This is a genomic window from Pseudoalteromonas sp. QJM3NY_22, from assembly GCF_056173065.1.
In genome coordinates this window covers 3,836,273-3,859,937 of record NZ_CM149655.1, presented here as the reverse complement: position 1 = coordinate 3,859,937, position 23,665 = coordinate 3,836,273, and the positions used below count along the sequence as shown (strand labels likewise).

20 protein-coding genes and 1 pseudogene are annotated in these 23,665 nt (G+C 40.2%); 7 read left to right on the top strand and 14 right to left on the bottom strand.

All coding sequences use genetic code 11. The features are described 5' to 3' along the window. The first annotated feature begins 3 nt into the window (after positions 1-3). The 4 genes and pseudogenes from AC0VZ4_RS17865 (at position 4) to AC0VZ4_RS17850 (ending at position 3,742) form a co-directional block, all read left to right on the top strand. Positions 4-642: a LysE family translocator gene (locus AC0VZ4_RS17865; RefSeq protein WP_457934389.1), complete on the top strand. Its 639-nt coding sequence runs from the start codon at positions 4-6 to the stop codon at positions 640-642. A gap of 26 nt (positions 643-668) precedes the next feature. Further along, positions 669-1,164: pseudogene (locus AC0VZ4_RS17860) on the top strand (gamma-glutamylcyclotransferase family protein). 15 nt (positions 1,165-1,179) lie between these two features. Beyond that, a complete protein-coding gene (locus tag AC0VZ4_RS17855; RefSeq protein ID WP_475440327.1) occupies positions 1,180-2,721 on the top strand; it encodes a serine hydrolase in 1,542 nt (513 codons plus the stop codon). A 103-nt stretch (positions 2,722-2,824) separates the two neighbouring features. Further along, entirely contained in the window at positions 2,825-3,742 is a 918-nt protein-coding gene (locus tag AC0VZ4_RS17850) for a histone deacetylase family protein (protein WP_475440326.1), read from the top strand. Positions 3,743-3,754: 12 nt separating this feature from the next. Here AC0VZ4_RS17850 and AC0VZ4_RS17845 read toward each other — a convergent pair whose 3' ends face one another. The 14 genes from AC0VZ4_RS17845 to rsmD form a co-directional block, all read right to left on the bottom strand. Then, positions 3,755-4,048 carry a DUF4144 family protein gene (locus tag AC0VZ4_RS17845; protein ID WP_337150343.1) on the bottom strand — a complete coding sequence of 98 codons (294 nt, stop codon included), beginning with the start codon at positions 4,046-4,048 and terminating at the stop codon, positions 3,755-3,757. A 6-nt stretch (positions 4,049-4,054) separates the two neighbouring features. Then, on the bottom strand, positions 4,055-4,864 hold the full coding sequence (locus AC0VZ4_RS17840; RefSeq protein ID WP_475440325.1) for a DUF2797 domain-containing protein: 810 nt from the start codon (positions 4,862-4,864) through the stop codon (positions 4,055-4,057). Positions 4,865-4,886: 22 nt separating this feature from the next. After that, positions 4,887-7,427, bottom strand: coding sequence for an EAL domain-containing protein (locus tag AC0VZ4_RS17835; protein ID WP_475440324.1), 2,541 nt, complete (start codon positions 7,425-7,427; stop codon positions 4,887-4,889). 112 nt (positions 7,428-7,539) lie between these two features. Next, a complete protein-coding gene (gene purD, locus AC0VZ4_RS17830) occupies positions 7,540-8,823 on the bottom strand; it encodes a phosphoribosylamine--glycine ligase (RefSeq protein WP_475440323.1) in 1,284 nt (427 codons plus the stop codon). 15 nt (positions 8,824-8,838) lie between these two features. Beyond that, positions 8,839-9,660 (bottom strand): class I SAM-dependent methyltransferase, encoded by an 822-nt coding sequence (locus AC0VZ4_RS17825; RefSeq protein WP_475440322.1) that lies wholly within the window; start codon positions 9,658-9,660, stop codon positions 8,839-8,841. Between the two features lie 106 nt (positions 9,661-9,766). After that, a complete protein-coding gene (gene purH, locus AC0VZ4_RS17820) occupies positions 9,767-11,353 on the bottom strand; it encodes a bifunctional phosphoribosylaminoimidazolecarboxamide formyltransferase/IMP cyclohydrolase (protein WP_475440321.1) in 1,587 nt (528 codons plus the stop codon). 325 nt (positions 11,354-11,678) lie between these two features. Next, entirely contained in the window at positions 11,679-11,969 is a 291-nt protein-coding gene (fis, locus tag AC0VZ4_RS17815) for a DNA-binding transcriptional regulator Fis (protein WP_002957804.1), read from the bottom strand. A 19-nt stretch (positions 11,970-11,988) separates the two neighbouring features. Further along, a complete protein-coding gene (gene dusB / locus AC0VZ4_RS17810) occupies positions 11,989-12,960 on the bottom strand; it encodes a tRNA dihydrouridine synthase DusB (protein WP_475441682.1) in 972 nt (323 codons plus the stop codon). A gap of 281 nt (positions 12,961-13,241) precedes the next feature. Beyond that, positions 13,242-14,123, bottom strand: a complete 882-nt coding sequence (gene prmA, locus AC0VZ4_RS17805) for a 50S ribosomal protein L11 methyltransferase (RefSeq protein WP_475440320.1) — start codon at positions 14,121-14,123, stop codon at positions 13,242-13,244. A 67-nt stretch (positions 14,124-14,190) separates the two neighbouring features. Next, positions 14,191-16,041, bottom strand: coding sequence for an RNA polymerase sigma factor RpoD (rpoD, locus tag AC0VZ4_RS17800; protein ID WP_007376024.1), 1,851 nt, complete (start codon positions 16,039-16,041; stop codon positions 14,191-14,193). Between the two features lie 124 nt (positions 16,042-16,165). Continuing rightward, positions 16,166-17,917, bottom strand: coding sequence for a DNA primase (gene dnaG, locus AC0VZ4_RS17795; RefSeq protein ID WP_475440319.1), 1,752 nt, complete (start codon positions 17,915-17,917; stop codon positions 16,166-16,168). A gap of 242 nt (positions 17,918-18,159) precedes the next feature. Next, on the bottom strand, positions 18,160-18,606 hold the full coding sequence (locus tag AC0VZ4_RS17790; protein WP_007376027.1) for a GatB/YqeY domain-containing protein: 447 nt from the start codon (positions 18,604-18,606) through the stop codon (positions 18,160-18,162). A gap of 19 nt (positions 18,607-18,625) precedes the next feature. Continuing rightward, entirely contained in the window at positions 18,626-18,841 is a 216-nt protein-coding gene (rpsU, locus tag AC0VZ4_RS17785; protein ID WP_002957797.1) for a 30S ribosomal protein S21, read from the bottom strand. A 145-nt stretch (positions 18,842-18,986) separates the two neighbouring features. Further along, complete coding sequence (gene rsmD / locus AC0VZ4_RS17780; protein ID WP_475440318.1) at positions 18,987-19,592, bottom strand: 16S rRNA (guanine(966)-N(2))-methyltransferase RsmD; 606 nt, start codon at positions 19,590-19,592, stop codon at positions 18,987-18,989. Between the two features lie 209 nt (positions 19,593-19,801). Here rsmD and ftsY point away from each other — a divergent pair, with 209 nt between their 5' ends. The 3 genes from ftsY to ftsX all read left to right on the top strand — a co-directional run bounded on the left by ftsY (position 19,802) and on the right by ftsX (position 23,503). After that, positions 19,802-21,757, top strand: coding sequence for a signal recognition particle-docking protein FtsY (ftsY, locus tag AC0VZ4_RS17775; RefSeq protein WP_475440317.1), 1,956 nt, complete (start codon positions 19,802-19,804; stop codon positions 21,755-21,757). 85 nt (positions 21,758-21,842) lie between these two features. Beyond that, positions 21,843-22,520, top strand: coding sequence for a cell division ATP-binding protein FtsE (gene ftsE / locus AC0VZ4_RS17770; protein WP_475440316.1), 678 nt, complete (start codon positions 21,843-21,845; stop codon positions 22,518-22,520). Further along, on the top strand, positions 22,517-23,503 hold the full coding sequence (gene ftsX, locus AC0VZ4_RS17765) for a permease-like cell division protein FtsX (protein WP_475440315.1): 987 nt from the start codon (positions 22,517-22,519) through the stop codon (positions 23,501-23,503). The genes ftsE and ftsX overlap by 4 nt, the downstream gene beginning before the upstream one ends. The last annotated feature ends 162 nt before the right edge of the window (positions 23,504-23,665 follow it).

Below are 23,665 nucleotides of genomic sequence, written 5' to 3'. Positions count from 1 at the left end.
TGCGTGGAATACTTAGATGAATTTTTACTGATTGTTATTGCTCATTTTTTTGCAGTAGCAAGCCCTGGGCCTGACTTTGCCGTTGTGCTTAAGCAAAGTGTGCAACAAGGTAGGTGCAATGCATTGTGGACAAGCGCCGGTGTTGGCGCTGCTATTTTACTGCACGTTGCCTATTGCGTGTTAGGTGTAGCGCTTATTTTAACGCAATCGCCTAGTTTATTTATGGCGCTTAAGTACCTTGCTGGTGCATATTTAGCTTACTTAGGCGTACAAGCTCTTAGAGCTGCAAAACCGCCTGCAAGTAATGAAGGCGAGGCTGCAAAAAATGTTGAAAACAAAACCGTTCAAGAGGAACCCGTTTGGGTGGCTTTTAGGCGCGGCTTTTTCACCAATGCATTAAACCCAAAAGCCACGTTATTTTTTATGTCGTTATTTACACTCGTGATTAGTCCAACAACACCTACTAGCGTGCAGATCGTTTATGGCGTGTACATGGCACTGGCTACTTGGGTGTGGTTTTCAATGCTTTCAATAATGCTTTCTAGAGATAATGTGAGGGGCTTTTTCCAGCAGCGTGGTTATTGGTTTGACCGTGGAATTGGCGTTATTTTAATTGCCCTTGCAGTACGTGTTGTTATTTAACTTATTTAAAAAGCGCAGGAGATAAAATGCCGTTATATAATTTTTCGTTTGGCTCTAATATGTCATCTAACCGTTTGTTGGCGCGTTTACCGAATGTAAAGCGTGTAGGGAACAGCGGTACTTAAAGGTTACGAGCTTACTTTTGATATGTTATTTAAAGATGGCTCCGGTAAATGCAGTATCTGCCCAAGCAATAAAGAAGGTGCGTTGGTTTACGGCGTTATTTATGAGCTTAATGAAGAAGAAAAAACCATTTTAGACAGTATTGAGGGCGCAGGTTACGACTGCGTAGATATAACCCCAACGCTTTTAACGGGTGAGGCTGTAGCCTCACATTGTTATATAGCTAATACCCATGACAGCGATGTACTCCCATATGATTGGTACATAAAACACGTTCATCGCGGCGCACTTGAAGCAGGCGTACCAAAAGAATACAGTGATGCAATACTCAATAGGCCGCACAAAAGCGATACCAATAAAGAGCGTGCCGAAATTGAATTTGCAGTTCATCAAAAATAATAAAATAGGATTGATATGAAATTAACCAAATTAGCCGCAATTGCATTACTAGCAAGCACTACATTTAGTAGCTGGGCACAAGTCGATACCAACAAAATTGACGACGTTATTAAAGCGTCAATGGCACGTTTTGACGTACCAGGTATGGCAGTCGCCATTGTTGAAAACGATAAAGTGATATTTGCTAAAGGCTTTGGTGTAACTAATCTCGATACCAACAAAAAAGTAAACAAAGACACCTTGTTTGGTATTGCTTCAAACACCAAAGCGTTTACAACAGCGGCACTTGCCAAGTTGGTTGATGAAGGGAAGTTGAGCTGGGATGACCGCGTAATTGATCATTTACCAGAGTTTAGATTGTACGACTCGTACGTAACACGCGAAATGCGTATTCGTGATTTATTAAGTCACCGCAGTGGGCTAGGGCTTGGGCAAGGCGATTTAATGATTTGGCCAAGCACGGATAAGCCCGTTGATGAAATTTTAGCGGGATTACAGTATTTAAAACCAGCGAGCAGCTTTCGTAGTAAGTACGCTTATAACAACTTGATGTTTGTTACCGCTGGCGAAGTGGTTGCACGTGTGTCGGGTATGAACTGGAACGATTACATCGAAAAAAATATATTACAACCGCTACACATGGACAACTCACGCGCAGGTTTTTCACGCATTCCAAAAAGCAATAAAAACTGGGCTACAGGTCATATTCCTATGGATGGCTCGCTTCATCCCTTTTTTGTGAACTACCTAGAAGACTTTAGAGGCGCAGGCGCCATTGCTTCAAGTGTAAGCGATATGAGTCAATGGCTTCGTACGCAATTAGCGGGCGGTAAAATGCCTAATGGCGAGCAGCTGTTTAGCGAAAAGCAACAAGCGCAAATGTGGCACCCACATATTACGTCTATGGCATCTAAAAGCGCGTTTGAGTCGTACCATCAGCAGTTTAGAGGATATGGGCTAGGTTGGAGCATTGAAGACTACCACGGCTTTAAAAAGTTAGGTCACGGCGGTGGTATTTTAGGTATGGTATCGCAAGTTACTTTATTGCCTGAGCAAAAACTCGGTATTGTTATTTTATCTAATCAACAAGCTTTTGGTGCGCTTTCGGCGGTAACCCATGAAGTACTTGAAGATGCGCTTGAACTTGAAGATAAAGACTGGGTAGAAGATTTAGCTAAAAGCCATTTTGAAAGAAAACAAAAAGCGTACGCTAATGCAAAACCAGAAGCACCTGCTGACTACCAGCCACAATTACCAAATATTAATTACACCGGTACATTGCACGACAATTGGTATGGTGATGTGATTATTGAGCAGCTCGATAGTAAATTACACATTGATTTTACGCATACTAAACGTTTAAAAGGCACTCTTGAGCACTATACTGGCAATACATTTATCGTTAAGTGGAATGAAAAGCGACTTGAAGCAGATGCGTTTATTACCTTTGATATGGATGTTAGTAATCGTGTAAACAGCGCTAAAATGCGTGCAGTATCAACACAAGTGACCGACTTTAGCTTTGATTTTAGAAACCTGCATTTAAAAGCAAAGTAGTTAATAGTTTTGATATTTAAAGTGTTGATATAAACCAAAGTCGCAAAGCCACCAGCCGGTGGCTTTGTTATATTAAGTTTTTACACCTTGTAAGGGACTTTTTATGCGTACCGCTGTTATTTCTCATCCTCATTGCCGTAAGCATAAAATGATAGACGACCATCCTGAGTGCCCAGAGCGCTTAGATGCAATTACCGACAGATTATTAGCCAGCGGTGTAGATGTTGGCTTAACACACCTACAAGCACCTAAAGCCGATCGTGAGCATTATTTACTTGCTCACGATGAAGCTTTAGTTAAACACGTAGAAACCACACTCCCAACCGAGGGGCTCGCTAATTTAGATGGCGATACTTGGTTATGCCCCGATTCGTTTAAAGCGATTGAGCGGGCAGTAGGTGCGGGGTTGTTAGCTGTTGATGAAATACTTGCCGATAAACTCGATGCTGCTTTTTGCTCAGTACGCCCGCCAGGACATCATGCTAATAAAGAGTCATCATCTGGGTTTTGTGTGTTTAATAACTTAGCTATTGCCGTTAAGTACGCACAAAGCAAAGGGGTTAAACGCATTGCTATTGCGGATTTTGATGTACACCATGGTAATGGCACACAAGACATTTTTATTGATGACGAAAATGTACTGCTTTGTTCGTTATTTCAGTATCCGTTTTACCCAAATACAGCAGTTAAAAATAATAGCCATATAGTTAATTCCCCTCTGCCAATTGCTAGTAATGGCGACGACCTAAAAGACGCGTTTACTGGGCAATGGTTACCAAAATTAAAAGCGTTTAAGCCTGAATTACTTTTTATAAGCGCAGGGTTTGATGCGCACCTAGAAGATGATATGGCAAGCTTAAAGTTTGTTGAAAGTGACTACATTTGGCTCACCGAGCAGCTATGCAGTGTGGCAAAGGAGGGCGGTTGTAAAGGGATTATTTCGTATTTAGAAGGTGGCTATGCGCTATCAGCGTTAGGTCGTAGTGCTGTAGCGCATATAAAAGTGCTTACTGAGGTTTAATTGTGCTGCGTTTTATAGCTCAAGTAAGTTAAATGCCTGCTCAACGGTGAGGGTTGTTATTTTACTTAAACAACAATGCCCTTCATTTAATAAGTAACTTGTTACGAGTACAGCAAGTTGCTCTGCGCTTAACGGCTCACAAGGTGTGTTTTTTAAAGCGCAGTATTCACCACGCTTATTAAGTATGACCACATCAGTTAAGTCGCTTGTTGCAACACTGTGCAAGTGCTCCTCACGGTCTTGTGGTGTGTGAGCTATCTCAAGCTCATTATAAATAACCAATAACTGTGGGTAGCTGTTTAACATAGCCTGTTAGCCTACCGTTACTTCATAAGATGTAAATTTACGAATATTAATAACGCCTTTTTCAAAGATTAGGTACTGACCTTTAATACCTTGTAAAACACCACTTACAACAGGGTCTTTATCAAAGTTAAATGAGCTGATTTTTGTTGGGTATTCGGTTACTGGAAAATCTAAATCAACAACATCTTCATCTAATTGCTCTATTGCTGTTGCGCCAAATAACTCACTTAGCTCGTTTAGTTTTTCGCTAATTTGTGGAATTAACTCAGCCGCTGCTGCTTTTAAATCAAGTGCGTCGTTTTGGCCTTTTAACATATTGCGCCAATTGGTTTTATCGGCAATAAATTCAGCCAAAGCAACTTCCACTAAACCCGATTGCAGGCGAGTTTGCACTTTAAAAATAGGTAATGCCTGAGTAGCGCCTTGGTCAACCCAACGAGTCGGTATTTGTGTGTGGCGGGTAATACCTACTTTTAATCCAGAGGTGTTAGCGAGATACACATAGTGTGGGATCATGCAATTTTCTTCGCCCCACTGTGGCTCTCGGCAAGTGCCTTGATCGTAGTGGCAAGTTTCTGGTTTCATAATACACATGTCGCAACTAGCGAGCTTACGCATGCATACAAAACAGTGACCTTGAGAATAGCTTTTTTTAGTTTTTTTACCGCAGCTAGAACACAAAATAGTGCCACTAAAGGTAAGCGTAAGCTCCCTACCTATAAATGCATTTAAGTCTACTAGGTGTTCACCTACAGGTAAGTGATATTGTACTGGTTCGGTTAAGCTCGATTTTAGTTTACGCAGTGTGCCTTGCATCTTTACTTGGCCCCTAAAGATGTTAAAAAGAGGAGTCTAACATTTTTAAGCTATATTGGCTTTTTAAGAAGTGTAAATAGTCGGTGTAAGGCAGTGCTTTTGCGTATAAATAACCTTGTGCAGAATCAGCATTCATGTCTTTAAGTAAGTGATGAATCTCCTGAGTTTCGACCCCTTCTATTGTTATTGATAAATTGAGGTTGTGCGCCATATCAATGGCTGTTTGTACAATAACCTGATGAGTTGGGTTATTAGGTAAATCAAAAACAAACGACTTATCTATTTTTAGTTCACTAAAATGGTAGTTAACTAAGTAGTTAAGTGATGCGTAACCTGTACCAAAGTCGTCTAAAACAACGTTAATGTCTAATGCCGATAATTCATCAACTAATTTAATGAGTGCATCTTGACTCTCTACAAAAGCTGATTCGGTTAGTTCAAACTTAAGCAAACGAGCAGGTACTTGGTATTTAATGAGTATATTTTCTACTTTTTCAGCTAAGTTATTTATCGTTAAATTTTTAGCGCTGAGGTTGACGCTAATAGTATGATGGATGTAACCATTTTTTGTTAGTTCGGCAATATCTTTACAGGCTTGCTCAATTACCCACAGTGTTAGTTCGTTAATAATACCTGTATGTTCAGCAAGAATTACTAACTCTTCAATAGGTAAATTATTAAAGGTTGGATCGGGCCAGCGCAGTAAAGCTTCTGCGCCTATTACTTGGTTATTTAATAAATTTATTTGCGGCTGGTAATAGAGTGCAAGTTGATTTTTTTTTATAGCTTTTTGCAGCTTTGCAGCTAAGGAAACATCCATCATTATATTATTCATGTTTGATGATGACCCTACTTGATTAATATTACTTTTTGCTTTTTTAAGTGCTAAATACCCACGTTTTAACCAATACTCAAAGTCATTAGTTTTACCCGCACAGCTAATGCCAATACTGTAATGAAGTTGCAGGTTTAGTCCTTTAATTTCGTATTGCTTTGGTAAGTTGCTAATTACTTCAGTGAGAAGTGTTTCTAACATTTCTTGATTTTGTGTTTTAGTCGAAATACAGGCAAATACGCCGCTACTGAGATCGGCTAATCGAGGGGTGGTGTTTAAGTTAGTATCAAGATTTATAAATTCGCGCTCGTGGCTCAACTCTAACTCTAATTCTCTCGCTATATGTTTTATAAGTGCATAACCTTGAGAAGGGGTAATTATAGTATTAAGAGAGTTGAAGTGGCGTATTTTAATTAAACACAAAGTTGTTGAGCGGTTTTTTGCTTGTAACTCCATAAAGGTTTGCTTGAGCTTAGCACTATTAAGAAGCTTTGTTTGTTGAGTGTGCGTAGCATGATATAAAGCACGTTCACGCTGATACCTAACTCGGTCTGCTAATGCCATTGCCATTAATATTACTTCGCATAGTATAGCCATTAAAAAGGCGTGGCGGGTGGTAAAGCTATAAGGTAAAAGGCCAGTCAGTTCCATTGGTTGAATCGCCGCGCCAAAAATTAATGGCACCCATGAAAAAACATAAAACTTAGCCCATCTAAAACCACTACGTAATTTGTTATAAATTAAAATAATACACGCTATATAAAGTAGGCTCATCACTCCAAAAAAAATGGGTGCTGCTATATTTTCAGGGATAAAAAAGCTGCTTACAGCAAGAATAAACATAAGCTTAAGTAGCGCTGTACTCATTTTATAGCGCCAGCATTTTTCTTTGTGGTAACGTAAAAACATAATACAGAAAGAGAGGGTAAAAAAAGCGACGCCGTAATTACCAAGCACTATTTTTTCGTGAATAAATAATTGCCATTCCATTGGCCATAAATAAAAGCCAAAACCTAATACCGCTCCCATTAGTGCAATAGCGCTAATAATGTAGCCAATATAAATTAAGTAAACTCGGTCTTTTATACCAAAATAAAGAACAAGATTGTAAAGTGCAGCCATTAGCAATACGCCAACAAAAATCCCCCAAATCCCTGTTTGCGAACGCACTAAGTCAATAAACTCTTTATCACGATATAAATTTACAGGTGTTTTACTTATACCGATCGTATCTATTTTCATTACGAGTCGTTGTGAGGACTTACTTTCGAGCGAAAAGCGGATATGCGGCACACTGTATTGAAATAAAGTAAGTGCTTGTTCTTTATCTCCGAGCTTATAAGTATCAATTAATTGGTTGTTTTGATTGAGTCGAAAAATAGTTAGGTGATCAACCATGGGGTTATCAAAATGGGCAACAACGTTTTCTTTTTTGAAGCTCTTATTTTCTAAATCGAGAAACAGCCAATAATTTTGTTGAGTAAAACTCCATGGTATTTCCGAAAATTTTTGATGAGTGAGTAACTGCGGCTGGGTTATAACATCGTCAAAAGTAAGGCTCTTAGTTTCATCAATATAGTACGCGTAATCAAGATATATAGGGGCGGTTTTATCAATTGTATATCGTGTAGGTACGACGAGGTTTGATGCCAGTGTACTTATAATAAAAAATATAAGTACTAGTATGGCAACAGCAATTGCATGATAACGTAAAGTTCTTAGTTCCAATGTTTGTGTACTTTAAAAAAACTTTTAATTAGTGTAGCACTAAAAAAGCGCAGAGAGACTGCGCTTTTTTAGTTAAATTAACTGGTTATACCAATGAATAGGTATTATAAGCCTATTGCTCACGTGCAATAGCACGGTAAGCAATATCTGTACGATATTCCATACCATTCCAGCTAATTTTTTTAACAAGCTCATAGGCGCGTTGCTGCGCTTGCGTAACAGTGTTGCCAAGTGCTGTTGCGCATAATACGCGACCGCCTGCGCTTACAACGTCATTGCCATTTTGCTTAGTACCGGCATGAAACACTTTTTCACCCGCAGGGTAATCAACTTGTAGCCCCGAAATAGCATCACCTTTAGGGTAATCACCAGGGTAACCTTTAGCGGCAAGTACAACACCAACGGCTGCACGTGGGTCAAACTTAATTGTTGTTTTATCAAGTTCAACACGATTAGCGGCTTCAATCAATTCAACTAGGTCTGATTGCAAACGTAGCATCATTGGTTGAGTTTCAGGGTCGCCAAAGCGACAGTTGTACTCAATTACTTTAGGGATACCTGTTTCGTCAATCATTAAACCTGCGTATAAAAAGCCGGTGTACGGATGGCCTTCGCTTGCCATGCCTTCTACCGTAGGGTAGATCACTTCGTTCATAATACGCTGGTGGATTTCATCAGTAACAACTGGCGCAGGTGAGTATGCACCCATGCCACCCGTATTAGGACCCGCATCGCCATTGTAAGCGCGTTTATGGTCCTGACTGGTAGCAAATGGTAATACGTTTTTACCATCAACCATTACAATGAAAGACGCTTCTTCACCGTCTAAAAACTCTTCAATAACAACACGACTTCCCGCATCGCCAAAAGCATTACCCGCAAGCATATCGCGAATAGCTTCTTCGGCATCGGCTTGCGTCATGGCTACAATTACGCCTTTACCCGCAGCTAAACCATCTGCTTTTACAACAATTGGCGCGCCTTTCTCTTTTAAATAAGCAAGGGCAGGCTCAATCTGTTCAAACGTTTGGTAGTCGCCCGTTGGGATTTTATGACGTGCTAAAAAGTCTTTAGTAAACGATTTCGAACCTTCAAGCTGAGCTGCGCCCGCCGTTGGGCCAAAAATAGCCATGTTATGTTCACGAAACTTATCAACTACACCCAGTACTAGCGGTATTTCTGGACCTACAATCGTAAGCTCTACCTTATTTTGCTGTGCAAAACTAAGTAAACCATCTAAGTCGTCAACGTTTATTGCTACGTTTTCAAGTTTTGGTTCAAGTGCAGTACCTGCATTACCAGGGGCTACAAATACAGTATTTACTTTGGTGTTTTGAGCGGCTTTAAACGCAAGTGCGTGTTCGCGGCCGCCGCTGCCAATGACTAAAACATTCATGGCGAAAATTCCTATTTAAAGCGGTTTCTTAAATTTCAGCGTCATGCGGTCGCTTTCACCAATGGCTTTATATTTGTCAGCGTCTTGTTCGCCGAGTCTTAAGCTTGGTGGTAGCGTCCATACACCTTTAGGGTGATCGGCTGTATCTTTTGGATTTGCATTTATTTCACTGCTTGCTACTAATTCAAACCCAGCTTGTTTTGCAAGGTCTACTACGTAGCTCTGCTTCATATAACCTGATGTTTTTTGATCGTCATCTGAGCGACTTTCAGCTAAACGGTGTTCAACCAAACCTAATGTACCACCTGGTTTAAGAGCTTTATAAAAAGCTTGGAATGCACTTAATGCACCGCTTTTATCTTTGCCCATGTACCAGTTATGTACATTGCGGAATGTTAAAACCATATCGGCACTGCCAGCTGGCGCAATATCTAAATGTGTTACAGGTGCAAACTCAGAAATTTTAACGCTACTAAAACGCTCATCTTCAGCTACTTTTTGTTTAAAGCCCGCAAGAGAGCTTTGGTAGTAGCCAACTGATGAATCAGCAGGAAAGTGCGCGGCATAATAAGTGCCTTGCTCTTTTAGTGCTGGCGCTAAAATTTCACTATACCAACCACCGCCGGGCGCAATTTCAACAACTGTCATAGTTGGTTTAAAGCCAAAAAATGCAAGTGTTTGAGCCGGGTGACGATATTCGTCACGAGCGCTGTTTTTAGCGCTGCGTTCGCTTGATTGAAGTGCATGCTCAAGGCTCGATTCGTGGTTATGGCTAAGCGCCATAGTCGATGTCATCGTTAGTGTGGCTACAAGTAGCGATTTTAGCGCAAATTTCATTGTTTGTTCCTTCACATTATAATTTTAAATAGGTTATTGAATAATCAGAATACGTGAATTTATAGCAAACAAAAAGGGTTAAACCAACGTTTAACCCTTTGTGTGATTAGTGGCGGAAATGGCGCATACCAGTTAGTACCATTGCCATGCCAGCTTCATCAGCAGCTGCAATCACTTCTTCATCACGCATTGAGCCACCAGGCTGAATTACCGCAGTAATGCCAGCGGCTGCGGCTGCGTCAATGCCATCACGGAATGGGAAGAACGCATCAGACGCCATAACTGAACCTTTAACTTCAAGGTTTTCGTCTGCAGCTTTTATGCCTGCAATTTTAGCTGAGTATACACGGCTCATTTGGCCTGCGCCTACGCCAATAGTCATACCGTCACGGGCATAAACAATTGCGTTTGATTTAACAAACTTAGCTACTTTCCAGCAAAACAGTAAATCTTTAAGTTCTTGCTCTGTAGGTTGGCGTTTAGAAACAACTTTTAAGTCGCCTTGCGTTACCATGCCTAAGTCGCGGTCTTGAACTAAAATACCGCCGTTAACGCGTTTAATATCTTGGCCAGCGGCTTTGCCTGTCCACTGTCCACATTCTAATAAACGAACGTTCTTTTTAGCTTCAACAATTTTTGCAGCGTCGCTCGAAATACTCGGTGCAATAATTACTTCAACAAACTGACGGTCAACAATTGCTTGTGCAGTTGCTGCATCTAGCTCTCGGTTAAAGGCAATAATGCCACCAAATGCTGATGTAGGGTCTGTTTTAAAAGCGCGCTCGTATGCTTGTAGAATACTGTCGCCAATTGAAACACCACACGGGTTAGCATGTTTTACAATTACGCACGCAGGTACGTCAAATTCTTTAACACATTCAAGTGCTGCATCGGTATCTGCAATGTTGTTAAACGAAAGGGCCTTACCTTGCAATTGAGTTGCTGTTGCAACTGATGCTTCAGCAATGTCATTTTCAACATAAAAAGCAGCATCTTGATGTGAGTTTTCACCGTAACGCATATCTTGCTTTTTAGTGAACTGCATATTGATAGTACGTGGGAATTTAGTCTCTACAGCAGCTTCCTCGGTGTAATCAGGCACCATTTTACCGAAGTAGTTAGCAATCATGCCATCGTATTGTGCAGTATGCTCGTAGGCGGCAATCGCTAAATCAAAACGTGTTTTGTACGTTGTTGAACCATTGTTGTTTTGCATTTCACTAATAACACGGTCGTAGTCACTCGCGTTTACCACGATTGTTACGTCTTTGTGGTTTTTAGCGGCTGCACGAACCATTGTAGGACCGCCAATATCAATATTTTCAATGGCATCTTCAAGGCTACAGTTTTCTTGAGCGACTGTATTCGCAAAGGGGTATAAGTTAACTACAACTATGTCGATAGCAGAAATATTGTTATCTGCCATTACGCTTTCATCTTGTCCGCGACGGGCTAATATGCCGCCGTGAATTTTTGGATGAAGAGTTTTTACGCGACCATCCATGATTTCAGGATGGCCTGTGTGATCTGATACTTCAGTCACTTTTATGCCGTTATCAGCAAGTAGTTTACATGTGCCGCCAGTTGATAAAATATCAACGCCTTGCGCTTCAAGTGCGCGGGCAAATTCAACAATACCGGTTTTATCAGACACACTTAATAGTGCGCGACGAATGGGACGATGAGTATCCATTGTAGTTTGATTTCCTCAGTTAATGAGCTAGCTTAGAAGCGGGCATTTTAACTGATTACAACTCAAAAAACGACTTATAAAGGCTTAATAAGCGTGAGCATTCTGCAATTTGGTTAATGAGTTGTAGGCATAAAAAAAGCACCCGAGGGTGCTTTTTTTGCATAATACCAGTTGTATTGAATTAGTAAGTAGTTATAACGATAGAAAAACAAGTCTATAACAAGGCAAAAATTTTTCTGTGTAGTTATTCTACATAAAAAATTATTAACGACGTTATGGGCTAGTTTAGCTCGTTAGAATACTTACGCTTTCAATATAATTGGTATTAGTTCATGCCGTATTTTTTAAGCTTTTTACGTAAAGTACCACGGTTGATACCTAGTAAAATTGCTGCACGAGTTTGGTTACCACGTGTATATGTCATCACTTCTTCAAGTAATGGCGCTTCTAGCTCTGAAAGAACAAGGTCGTAAACGTCTTGCACATCTTGACCGTTAAGCTGCTTTAAATAGTGGTGAACAGCTTTTTTTACTGCATCACGCAATGGCTGCGGTTTCTCGTGTGACTGAACATGAGGGTTAGTGATAAATGGAGAAGTCACGTTTTGTTCGAACATTATTAAGTCTCTTTCTTTCTTAGTTAGCTGCTAGTGTTTTAAAGTATTGCTCTAATGCGACGACCTGTGCCTGTGGGTTGTCGAGCGCATTAAATACTCGCCTAAACTGACCATCACTGTCATGGGTTTGCAAATACCAAGATACATGTTTGCGAGCAATTCGCGCTCCCATTGGCTCACCGTAAAACATATGGAGGTTTGTTAAATGCTCCATTAATATACTGCGTACCTCTGTAATAGCAGGCGACTGTAAATGTTCCCCAGTTCGCAAATAGTGGTCTATCTCCCTAAATATCCAAGGGCGACCTTGGGCGGCTCGGCCAATCATAATGGCATCTGCACCCGTATAGTCTAAAACCTGTTTTGCTTTTTCTGGTGATGTAATATCACCATTGGCAACAACAGGGATCGACACTGAACGTTTTATATCCCTAATCGTGGCGTATTCAGCATCACCTTTGTACATACATGCGCGCGTACGCCCATGTACAGCAAGTGATGCAATGCCATAACGTTCAGCTATTCTCGCAATCTCTACACCATTACGGTTATCCGGATCCCATCCTGTACGGATTTTAAGTGTCACAGGTATATCTACAGCATTAACGACTGCATCAATAATCTCTTCCACAAGTTCAGGAAACTGTAATAAGGCAGAGCCTGCGAGTTTCTTGTTCACTTTTTTTGCTGGGCACCCCATATTGATATCTATGATCTGTGCACCATTAGCAACATTGAATTGTGCGGCCTGCGCCATAAGCTCAGGATCTGCTCCTGCAATTTGCACCGCGCGTATACCCGACTCACCGCTGTGATCCATACGGTTCATCGACTTTTCTGTTTTCCAAACCTTAGGATTTGACGATAGCATTTCAGACACAGCTAAGCCCGCACCTAAGCGTTGACAAAGTTGTCTAAATGGTCTGTCTGTAATGCCTGCCATTGGCGCGACAATTACATTATTCTCAAGTTGGTATTTACCGATACGCACTATATTCAATAGGCCTCTTTTCAAGGGGCGCTAAGTTTACGGTTTTTTTCACAAAAATCAAAGGCTATAAATTGAACAAAAGTAACTTTTTTTTGCCCTTTTCGTATTGACATTTGATAACCGTATGAGGAATGGCTTTATTTGTACGAAATTCGAGCGTATTTTGTTTTTGCAACAAAATAAGTTTATTTTTCATTATGTAAAAAAATAGTAAAGCCTGTTAAATAAAGGCTTTACATGCATGTTTTGAGTTAATGCTCTAAATTTGATTGTACAGTTTATTACGCTTTTTTAGTGCCACTTACTCGAGTCCAATCACCTTCAACGGCAATGTCATCTAGCTCAATAAACGGCGCGTAAATATCGGCAACCGATTGGGCTTGTTCTTCTAATATGCCCGACATAGCAATTTTTCCATCTGGCTTGAGTAATCCCAAAATTATACTGTGAAGCTCACGCAGTGGCTGGGCTAAAATATTAGCCACTACTATATCTGCACTAAACTCAGGTTGGTTTTCTGGAAGGTATACTTCGAGTTTGTCTGCAACACCATTTCGGTTAGCGTTATCAAGGCTTGCTTCAAGCGCTTGAGGGTCAATATCTATCCCAATCATACGCTCTGCACCTAGTTTTATAGCTGCAATACCTAAAATTCCTGAGCCACAACCAAAATCAACAACCGTTTTACCCGTCAGATCTTGGCTTTCTAACCACTTAAGACATAAGGCTGTTGTTGCATGTGTGCCCGTGCCAAAAGCAAGGCCTGGGTCTAGCAATACATTTACTGCATCAGGGTCTGGAATGTCGCGCCAGCTTGGGCAAATCCATAGTTTTTCGCCAAATTGAATAGGGTGGAAGTTATCCATCCATTCACGTTCCCAGTCTTTATCTTCAAGTTGCTCGATTTTGTATACTAAATTGTCTTTTAGCTCATCATGGCGCTTCAATAACGCAACGACTGCGTTCATATCATGATTAGCTTCGAACAAGCCAATAACTGTGGTATCAGCCCAGAACACAACGGTGCCAATTTTTGGTTCGTAAATAGGGGTGTCTTTTGCGTCAATAAAGGTTACTGAAGCGCTACCCGCTTCCATTAATAGGTCGCTTACGGCATCAGCTGTTGCAGCATTGGCATTAATACGAATTTGGATCCAAGCCATGGTTATTTCCTTCAAATAGAAAAAAGGCCGCTATAGCGGCCTTTTTAGTTTATATAGTAGCGCTAAATTATTTAGCGTCTAAAAAGCTTTTCAGTAAATCTGAGCGAGAAGGGTGGCGTAATTTACGCAGTGCTTTCGCTTCTATTTGACGAATACGTTCACGTGTTACGTCAAACTGTTTACCTACTTCTTCTAAGGTGTGGTCGGTATTCATATCAATACCAAAACGCATACGTAGTACTTTAGCTTCACGAGCTGTTAGGCCTGCAAGTACATCGTTAGTTGCGCCTCGAAGAGACTCCATTGTTGCCGAATCGATTGGCGAATCAATAGTTGTATCTTCGATAAAGTCACCTAAGTGAGAATCTTCATCATCACCGATTGGTGTTTCCATTGAAATTGGCTCTTTAGCAATCTTAAGTACCTTACGGATTTTATCCTCAGGCATCATCATGCGTTCTGCTAATTCTTCTGGATTTGGCTCACGACCCATTTCTTGTAACATTTGACGAGAAATACGGTTAAGTTTATTAATCGTTTCAATCATATGTACAGGAATACGGATTGTTCTTGCTTGGTCAGCAATAGAGCGTGTGATTGCTTGACGTATCCACCACGTAGCATAAGTAGAGAACTTATAACCACGGCGATATTCAAACTTATCAACCGCTTTCATCAGACCAATGTTACCTTCTTGGATTAAATCTAAGAATTGTAAGCCACGGTTTGTGTATTTTTTAGCAATTGAGATTACAAGACGTAAGTTAGCTTCAACCATCTCTTTTTTCGCACGGCGTGCTTTCGCTTCACCAATGCTCATTCGACGGTTAATGTCTTTAATACGCTCAATGCTTAAACCTGTTGTTTGTTCAATAACAGATAATTTATTAATGCTACGAATGATTTCTGGCTTAACTTCTTCAAGTTTAGCTGAATACTTTTCGTTACCTGAAATTTCTAAATCAACCCAAGAAGCGTCAGTTTCGTTGTTAGCAAAGTGCTTAACGAACGTTTTCTTCGGTAATTTAGCAATTTGTACAGCTTGTTTCATGATTAGACGTTCTTGAACGCGAACTCTGTCCATCATTTCACGCATGTTATTTACCATGCGGTCAAACTGTTTAGGTATTAATTTAAAGGTTCTGAAAAGCTCGCCAATTTCAAAAATGGCTGCTTGTGATTCAGGGTGAGAACGACCTTTAGCTTCAAACGTATCACGTGCTTTGTTGTATAAATCACGTAGATTTTCAAAATGAATGCGAGCTTCTTCAGGATCTGGTCCTGTGTCTATCTCTTCTTCATCTTCATCGTCGCTATCAGCATCGTCTTTGTCGTCTTTATCATCGTCGTCAAGTTGCTTAGCACTTAATTCTGAACCAATATTCGTTGCTGAAATTGGCGCTGTATCTTCATTCGGATCGATAAACCCAACGATGATATCGCTTAAACGCATTTCTTCAGCTTCAAACTTATCCCACTGTTCAAGTAGGTAAGTGATTGCTTCAGGGTACTCTGCAACAGAAATCTGAACTTGGTTAATGCCTTCTTCAATACGTTTAGCGATTACAATTTCGCCTTCACGTGTCAGAAGTTCAACAGTACCCATTTCACGCATGTACATGCGTACCGGATCAGTTGTACGGCCGATTTCTTTTTCTACAGTCGCAAGGGCTGCAGCGGCAGCTTCTGCTGCGTCTTCGTCTGTCGTTGTTTCTTGCATCATTAATTCATCAGCATCAGGCGCATTTTCGCTAACCTTGATACCCATATCATTAATCATGCTTATGATATCTTCTACTTGATCTGAGTCTATAATGTCTTGTGGAAGGTGATCATTTACTTCTGCAAAAGTTAAGTAGCCTTGCTCTTTACCTTTCTGAATCAGAAGTTTTAATTGTGACTGAGGAGTTGGATCCATAGAGATTTTTTCTTCCACTCTGATAAGTTGATACAACAGGCGCCATCATGTAGTTTGCATTTAAGCCAACTAGAATAATGTGACGCAGTGAATAGCACAGTATAACAGCCAAAATTAGATCTGACTAGCTGTTAGTCGCTTTTAACGCTGTCATTAACAAATGACATTCAAGTCTTTCATCGCTATTGAGACCTTGTGTCTTGTCCTTTATTAATAAGGTCTCTAGTCGATAATTTAAACACTGATCTTCAATAAATTTAAAAGTATTTTGAAAAACAGTCTCTAAACGCTCTTCATTTATTTCGTGTTGCCACGTTGCAAGCTTTATTAATGGCTCGTAATCTTCAGTTCCTCTAAAAAATTCGAGTAATTGCGCGGTGGTAACATTCTCTTTTTCTAATGCTTGTTCTTGTAGGCGCAGTAATAATCCAATACCGGCTATGCTCATTTGCGCTAAATCGGGCAAATAAGGAATACTTTTAGCCAATTGTGGGTGCTGAATTAAAATACCAATGGCCTGTCGCATAGGTGTTATTTTAAATTTTCGCTCAATAGAGTGCTGTTGCTTAGGTGTTTTTAAGCGACTATTAAGCTGCTCACGTGTTCGACCAATTAAACGACCGAGTTGTTCAAGAATGTTTTCTTGATAAAACTCACTGGGTATTTTTTCTATTAATGGCAGTGCAGCACTAAGTAATTTTGCCTTGCCAGAATCGAGTGTTAAATCTATTTCTAGGCTTAATTTATTGAATAATACTTTAGTAAAGTCATCGGCTTCACTCAAGCGTTGTTCAAACAGCTCTTTACCTTCTTTTTGTACTAGAGAGTCAGGGTCTTCACCATCGGGTAAAAAAACAAAATTTAAGGCTTTTCCGTCATTCAAATAAGGAAGAGCATTTTCAAGTGCCCGCCACGCTGCATCTCGCCCTGCGCGATCCCCATCGTAACAACAAATAACTTTATCTGTTGTTCTAAAAAGGGTGTGCATGTGTTCGCTCGTAGTTGCAGTACCAAGTGCAGCAACAGCATATTCAATACCTTGTTCAGCAAGCGCCACCACATCCATATAACCCTCAACAATAAGTACATGGTCTAACTTTTTATGAGCTTGTTTTGCCTCATATAAACCATATAACTCAAAACCTTTATGAAAAATTCTGGTTTCTGGAGAGTTTAAATATTTAGGACCTTGGTCGGCTTGCATTACACGCCCACCAAAGGCGATAACACGTCCGCGTTTATCGCGAATAGGGAACATTAAGCGGTCGCGGAAAAAATCAAATTGTCTACCGGGTGTTTTTTCTGAAGCGAGCTTTAGCTCAACTAATTGCTCTTTTTGTTCTTTGTTGCGGCCAAGCTGTAGGCATAAACCATCCCATTCACTTGGAGCGTAACCAATCATAAATTTTTTAACTATTTCACCACTTAAACCTCGGCCCTTAACGTAGTCTATTACAGCCGTTGAATTGCTGTGGTGTTTTAATTGGTGTTGATAAAAGCGTGCTGTGTGGAGCATTAAATCGTAATCAGAGCGCTTTTGTGCTGCGGTGCGTTCTGGTGCTGAACTTGTGCCTTGTTCTCGAGGTACTTCTAAATTAAGCATGCTGGCTATTTCTTCAATAGCATCAACAAACTCGAGCTTTTCGTATTCCATTATAAATGAAATCGCATTCCCGTTAGCGCCACAGCCAAAACAATGATAAAACTGCTTATCTTGAGATACCGTGAACGAAGGGGACTTTTCATTATGAAAAGGGCAGCAAGCTTGATAATCTTTACCTGCTTTTTTTAGACCTACTTTTGAGTCTATCAGGTTGACAATATCGGTTCTGGCAAGTAAATCGTCTATAAAGTTACGTGGGATCTTTCCAGCCATTAGTAAAATGCAGTCCTGAGATAATGATAAAAATAACGAATGTGAAATTTACTTTTTATACTCGCTTGGCGCAGAGTATAACGTGCTTTAACTTACCAAAACGAAAGCTAAATAAACAGAGTAGCTATAAATAATTTTATCTTTAAATAACCACATTGAAGCACTTTTATTAAAGTTAAAAACAAAGAAACCGAGCACAAGGCTCGGTTTACTTCAATCATACTTTAATGTATGTGGGAGTATTAGGCAGTTAATCGTTGCTTAATTAAACCAGAGATCTTGCCCATATCGGCGCGACCCTCAGCCTTGCTTTTGATTATACCCATTACTTTACCCATGTCTTGCATACCTGCTGCATTAGTATCAGCAATAGCCGCGTCAATGAGAGCAATGATTTCTTCTTCACTCAATTGTTGAGGTAAAAAAGTTTCAAGCGCTACTATTTCATTGGCTTCAATATCAGCTAAATCATCACGCCCAGCATCTTTGTACTGAGTGTAAGAGTCACGACGTTGTTTAACAAGCTTCACTATAACGGAGGTAATACCTGCGTCGTCTAGCGTTATTTGCTCGTCAATTTCACGTTGCTTGATTGCAGCAAGTACCATACGAATAGGGTTAAGACGTTGCTTGTCTTTGGCTCTCATCGCATCTTTTTGCGCATCTTTTAGCGTTATTAAAAGGCTCATTTATACAAAACCTAATATATTAGTATAATTTAACGCGACGAGCGTTATCACGAGAAAGTTTTTTCATGTGACGTTTAACTGCAGCAGCTTTTTTACGTTTACGTTCAGCTGTTGGTTTTTCATAGTGCTCGCGACGACGAACTTCTGAAAGGATTCCTGCTTTTTCACATGAACGCTTGAAGCGACGAAGTGCTACGTCAAACGGTTCGTTCTCTCTTACTTTAATTACTGGCATTAAAAATTCACCTACCTAAATTATGAGCGTTGCTCAAGTTGATCAAACATTGATCAAGTGGTTCAAAAATGGTGCGGTATTGTAATCCGAAGCAACACCACATGTAAAGGACAATATTAACAGAAACACATCATGTAAAACAGTATTAATTTGATTGGCGTTGGTACAACCTAGAAAACACTTGGCCAGCTTTTTTTTCTTTAATTAACAGCCAGTTATCTGGTTTTGTGAATGAGTTTAAATCACTTTCAACTTCAACGTAAATTAAAGCTTCTGACCTGAGCCATTGATTCTTTTCTAAAAAATCGCAGCTAATTTGGGCTAGGTTTTTACGAAAAGGGGGATCAACGAAAACGAGGTCAAAAGGTTCATTTAGGTTTTTTTGTTCTAAAAACGATAATGTATTTATATTTTTTACGTGCGCGTTTTGCAATTTTAAAGTTGTTATATTGTGTTCTAATTGCGTTGCTGCTAATAAATCAAGCTCAATAAAAGTAGCGCTTTTAGCAAAACGAGATAATGCTTCAAACCCTAAACCACCAGAGCCGGCAAAGCAATCAAGTACGTTTGTATCTCGCGTATCTTGCATTAACCAGTTAAATACTGTTTCTTTTATGCGATCGGTGGTTGGACGCAGACCTTGCACATCCTTTACTGGTAGCTTTCTACCACGAAATTGACCGCTTATAATTCTAATAAAGCCATCACTTGATTTATTAATTACTTTATTTTGCGCCGTTTTATTTCTCATTTAGCTCACTAAAAAATGGTATCTGGGATCTAGCTCAGATAATATTGTAGTAGATTACGTATAGCTTCATTTTTCAACTGCATTAAAAGTGTTACTATTTAGCTCTTAATGTTTTGAACTGTTTTTTTTGCTGGCAGATATTGCCGAGCACAATAAAGCTATTTTCAAATTTTAGTTTATCAGATTTTTATAAGTGGTTATTAGCAAGTATGGCAAAAAAAAGTAAATTCCTGTCTTGGTTTGGTTTTGGTAAGTCAGATGAAAAACAAGCAGAGCAAGTAAAAGAAACTAATAACCAACAAGCGTTGGCCGAACAACAAGAAGCTGAGCGTATAGAGCAAGAGCGCGCTGAAACTGAGAAGCACGATGCAGAGCAAGCTGAAAAGTTAGCGGTTGAACAAGCAAATGCTGAATTATTGGCAAAAGAACAAGCTGATGCTCACGCAAAACAATTAGAGCTGCAACAGCGTTTAGCCGAACAAGAAATGCAAATGCGCCTTGAGCAAGAGCGAATTGCGGCTGAAAAAGCTGAAACCGAGCGTTTAGAGCAAGCGCGTGTTGAGGCTGAAAAAGCTGAAACCGAGCGTTTAGAGCTGGCGCGTATTGCAGCAGAACAAGCAGAAAGCGATCGTCTAGAGCAAGAGCGTGTTGAGGCTGAAAAAGCTGAAACCGAGCGTTTGGAGCTGGCGCGTATTGCAGCAGAACAAGCAGAAAGCGATCGTCTAGAGCAAGAGCTTGTTGAGGCTGAAAAAGCTGAAAGCGAGCGTTTAGAGCAAGCACGTATTGAGGCTGAAAAAGCTGAAACCGAGCGTTTAGAGCAAGCACGTATTGAGGCTGAAAAAGCTGAAACCGAGCGTTTAGATCAAGCACGTATTGAGGCTGAAAAAGCTGAAAGCGATCGTTTAGAGCAAGCGCGTATTGAGGCTGAAAAAGCTGAAACCGAGCGTTTAGAGCTGGCGCGTGTTGCAGCTGAACAAGCTGAAAGCGATCGTCTAGAACAAGCGCGTGTTGCAGTTGAAAAAGTTGAAACCGAGCGTTTAGAGCTGGCGCGTGTTGCGGCTGAAAAAGTTGAAAGCGATCGTCTAGAGCAGGCACGTGTTGCAGCTGAAAAAGCTGAAGCTGAACGTCTAGAACAAGAGAGTGTTGCGGCTGAAAAAGTTGAAAGTGAGCGTTTAGAGCAAGCGAGTATTGAGGCTGAAAAACTTAAAGCGGAGAAGGAAGATAAACCCAAAAAAGAAGGTTTTTTTTCTCGCCTTAAAAAAGGCTTATTAAAAACTCGCGTTAATATTGGATCTGGATTTGCATCTATATTTAGCGGCAAAAAAATTGATGACGATTTATTTGAAGAGCTGGAAACCCAGCTATTAACTGCCGATTTGGGCGTTGATACAACCATGAAGTTAATCGATCGATTAACAGATGGGGCTAATCGTAAACAGTTAAAAGATGGCGATGCACTTTACGAGCTAATGAAACAAGAAATGGCCACTATGCTTAAAACTGCAGAGCAGCCTTTAGTGATACCAACTGATAAAAAACCATTTGTAATACTGATGGTGGGTGTGAATGGTGTAGGTAAAACCACGACTATTGGTAAACTGGCTAAGCAATTTCAAAACGAAGGTAAGTCGGTTATGTTGGCTGCTGGTGATACGTTTAGAGCGGCTGCTGTTGAGCAACTTCAAGTATGGGGTGAGCGCAATAGTATTCCTGTTATTGCACAACACACCGGCGCTGATAGTGCTTCAGTTGTTTTTGACGCATTTCAAGCCGCGAAAGCTCGTAAAGTGGATGTATTAATCGCCGATACAGCTGGGCGCTTGCAAAATAAAGATAATTTAATGCAAGAGCTTGAAAAAATAGCGCGTGTAATGAAAAAAATTGACCCTGATGCGCCGCATGAAGTGATGTTAACGATTGACGCAGGCACAGGGCAAAATGCGATTAGCCAAGTGAATTTGTTTAATCAGTGTGTAGGCTTAACTGGTATTACCCTTTCAAAACTTGATGGAACTGCAAAAGGTGGTGTTATTTTTGCGGTGGCTGATAAGTTTAATATTCCAATTCGTTATATTGGTGTTGGCGAAAGTATCGATGATTTACGTACTTTTAAGAGTGATGACTTTATTGATGCGTTATTTAGCCAAGATGAGGACGACGTTTAATTTACTAAGAGGGAGCTTGCTCCCTTTTTAATTGCGAGGAATACCAATTGCATTCGTGTTTATGATGAGGTTGGCATAATAAAAAATGATAAATTTTCAGCAAGTAAGTAAAACCTACCCAGGAGGGCATCGGGCCCTTGAAAAAGTTAATTTTCATATTAAGCCGGGCGAACTTGCATTTTTAACTGGTCACAGTGGTGCAGGTAAAAGTACGTTATTAAAGTTAATTAGCTTAATGGAGCGCCCATCTGCGGGTAACGTGTTTATCAACGGTGTTGATTTAAATAAGGTTAACTCGCGTCAAATTCCCTATGCCCGTCGTGACATTGGTATTATTTTTCAGAATCATCGCTTATTAGAGCGCCATACTGTATTTGATAATGTGGCATTGCCATTAATTATTGAGGGTACTCATCATAATCAAATTGCAAAGCGGGTTCATGGGGCGCTCGATAAAGTGGGCTTAATTGATAAAGTGAAATGCCACCCGTCTATGCTTTCTGGCGGCGAACAACAGCGCGTAGGTATTGCTCGCGCGATAGTTAACTCGCCACCAATTTTATTGGCCGATGAGCCAACAGGTAACCTTGACCCTGAACTTTCGATGGAAATTTTACGATTATTTGAAGATTTTAATAAACACGGTACAACCGTGCTTATTGCCACTCATGATTTAGGCTTGGTTGCGCGTATGAAATATAGAAGCTTAACTTTAAAAGGCGGGCGAATGCTTCAAGACCCCTTAGCGCAGGAGGTTTTATGAGCTTACTATTTAAGGGGCGCCAAAATAAAAACGAAAAGCAAAAAAAATCTATATTAGCTGGCGGTTATTTTTTTATTATTAATATTTTTCGTCAAGGAATACACAGCCTTGGTGAAATGTGGCGTACGCCTTTAGCTTCGATGATGACAATTGCTGTACTAGGTTTGAGTTTAACGCTACCAGCAACACTTTATTTAGTGGTTAAAAATGTTCAACAAGTCAGTAGCGGGTTTGAAGAAGCAAGCGAAATATCTTTGTTTGTAAAAGAGACGATGAGCGAGCAACAAACACAAACTTTGGTGAAACGTTTAGCACTGTATCCCGAAGTTGAGAGTGTGGCATTTATTTCAAAGCAGCAAGCACTTACAGAGTTTAAAAGTGTCTCGGGGTTTGGGCAAGCATTAGAGTACTTAGATAGTAACCCACTTCCTGATGTTGTGTTGGTCACGCCAACTAAGCGCGATCGTCAGCCTAATGCAGCTAAAGCTCTTTTAACTAAGCTGGAAGCTGAGCGTGAGGTTGATTTTGGTAAGCTCGATATAGCATGGTTAGAGCGTTTAAATGCATTGTTGAGTTTGTTAAAAGAGAGTGTAATAACGATCACGCTACTGTTACTTACTTCAGTCACGCTTATTATTGGTAATACTATTCGTTTATCTATTATGGATAAAAAAGAAGAAATACAAGTAATGAAATTAGTTGGGGCTACTAATACATTTATTCATGCACCATTTTTATGGACCGGTATTTGGTATGGTGTTATCGGTGGGCTATTTGCCTTCATATCGGTTGCTTTAATGATGTGGTGGCTATCTTCTGCTGTCAGTAGTGTAGCGGGTGTTTACCAAACAAGTTTTTCGTTAATTGGTTTAACATTAAAAGAGTTTGGCCTGTTAGTTTTACTTGCAACAAGCTTGGGCTTTATTGGTTCGTATCTTTCTGTAAATCGATACATTAAAGAAATAGAACCCGATAAAGTATAATTCGAATCTATTAGTCGTTCGATGCTTATGTACCATATAAGTGAACTAACCCTGCTCGGTATGCGTATGCTATCGGGTTGGGTAGTACCTCTTTTATTAAAACTGTCATGTTTGTGTACTATTCTCCTCAAGGTAATAAGTTATAAATGAGGTGCTGCGATG

Coding starts and splice junctions, on each gene's coding strand:
- ftsX (WP_475440315.1), top strand. CDS start 22,517: ATGAGCTTACTATTTAAGGGGCGCCAAAATAAAAACGAAAAGCAAAAA.
- AC0VZ4_RS17845 (WP_337150343.1), bottom strand. CDS start 4,048: ATGTTAAACAGCTACCCACAGTTATTGGTTATTTATAATGAGCTTGAG.
- prmA (WP_475440320.1), bottom strand. CDS start 14,123: ATGGCTTGGATCCAAATTCGTATTAATGCCAATGCTGCAACAGCTGAT.
- AC0VZ4_RS17855 (WP_475440327.1), top strand. CDS start 1,180: ATGAAATTAACCAAATTAGCCGCAATTGCATTACTAGCAAGCACTACA.
- AC0VZ4_RS17850 (WP_475440326.1), top strand. CDS start 2,825: ATGCGTACCGCTGTTATTTCTCATCCTCATTGCCGTAAGCATAAAATG.
- rpoD (WP_007376024.1), bottom strand. CDS start 16,041: ATGGATCCAACTCCTCAGTCACAATTAAAACTTCTGATTCAGAAAGGT.
- ftsE (WP_475440316.1), top strand. CDS start 21,843: ATGATAAATTTTCAGCAAGTAAGTAAAACCTACCCAGGAGGGCATCGG.
- rpsU (WP_002957797.1), bottom strand. CDS start 18,841: ATGCCAGTAATTAAAGTAAGAGAGAACGAACCGTTTGACGTAGCACTT.
- AC0VZ4_RS17825 (WP_475440322.1), bottom strand. CDS start 9,660: ATGAAATTTGCGCTAAAATCGCTACTTGTAGCCACACTAACGATGACA.
- dnaG (WP_475440319.1), bottom strand. CDS start 17,917: ATGGCTGGAAAGATCCCACGTAACTTTATAGACGATTTACTTGCCAGA.
- fis (WP_002957804.1), bottom strand. CDS start 11,969: ATGTTCGAACAAAACGTGACTTCTCCATTTATCACTAACCCTCATGTT.
- purH (WP_475440321.1), bottom strand. CDS start 11,353: ATGGATACTCATCGTCCCATTCGTCGCGCACTATTAAGTGTGTCTGAT.
- AC0VZ4_RS17790 (WP_007376027.1), bottom strand. CDS start 18,606: ATGAGCCTTTTAATAACGCTAAAAGATGCGCAAAAAGATGCGATGAGA.
- rsmD (WP_475440318.1), bottom strand. CDS start 19,592: ATGAGAAATAAAACGGCGCAAAATAAAGTAATTAATAAATCAAGTGAT.
- ftsY (WP_475440317.1), top strand. CDS start 19,802: ATGGCAAAAAAAAGTAAATTCCTGTCTTGGTTTGGTTTTGGTAAGTCA.
- AC0VZ4_RS17840 (WP_475440325.1), bottom strand. CDS start 4,864: ATGCAAGGCACACTGCGTAAACTAAAATCGAGCTTAACCGAACCAGTA.
- purD (WP_475440323.1), bottom strand. CDS start 8,823: ATGAATGTTTTAGTCATTGGCAGCGGCGGCCGCGAACACGCACTTGCG.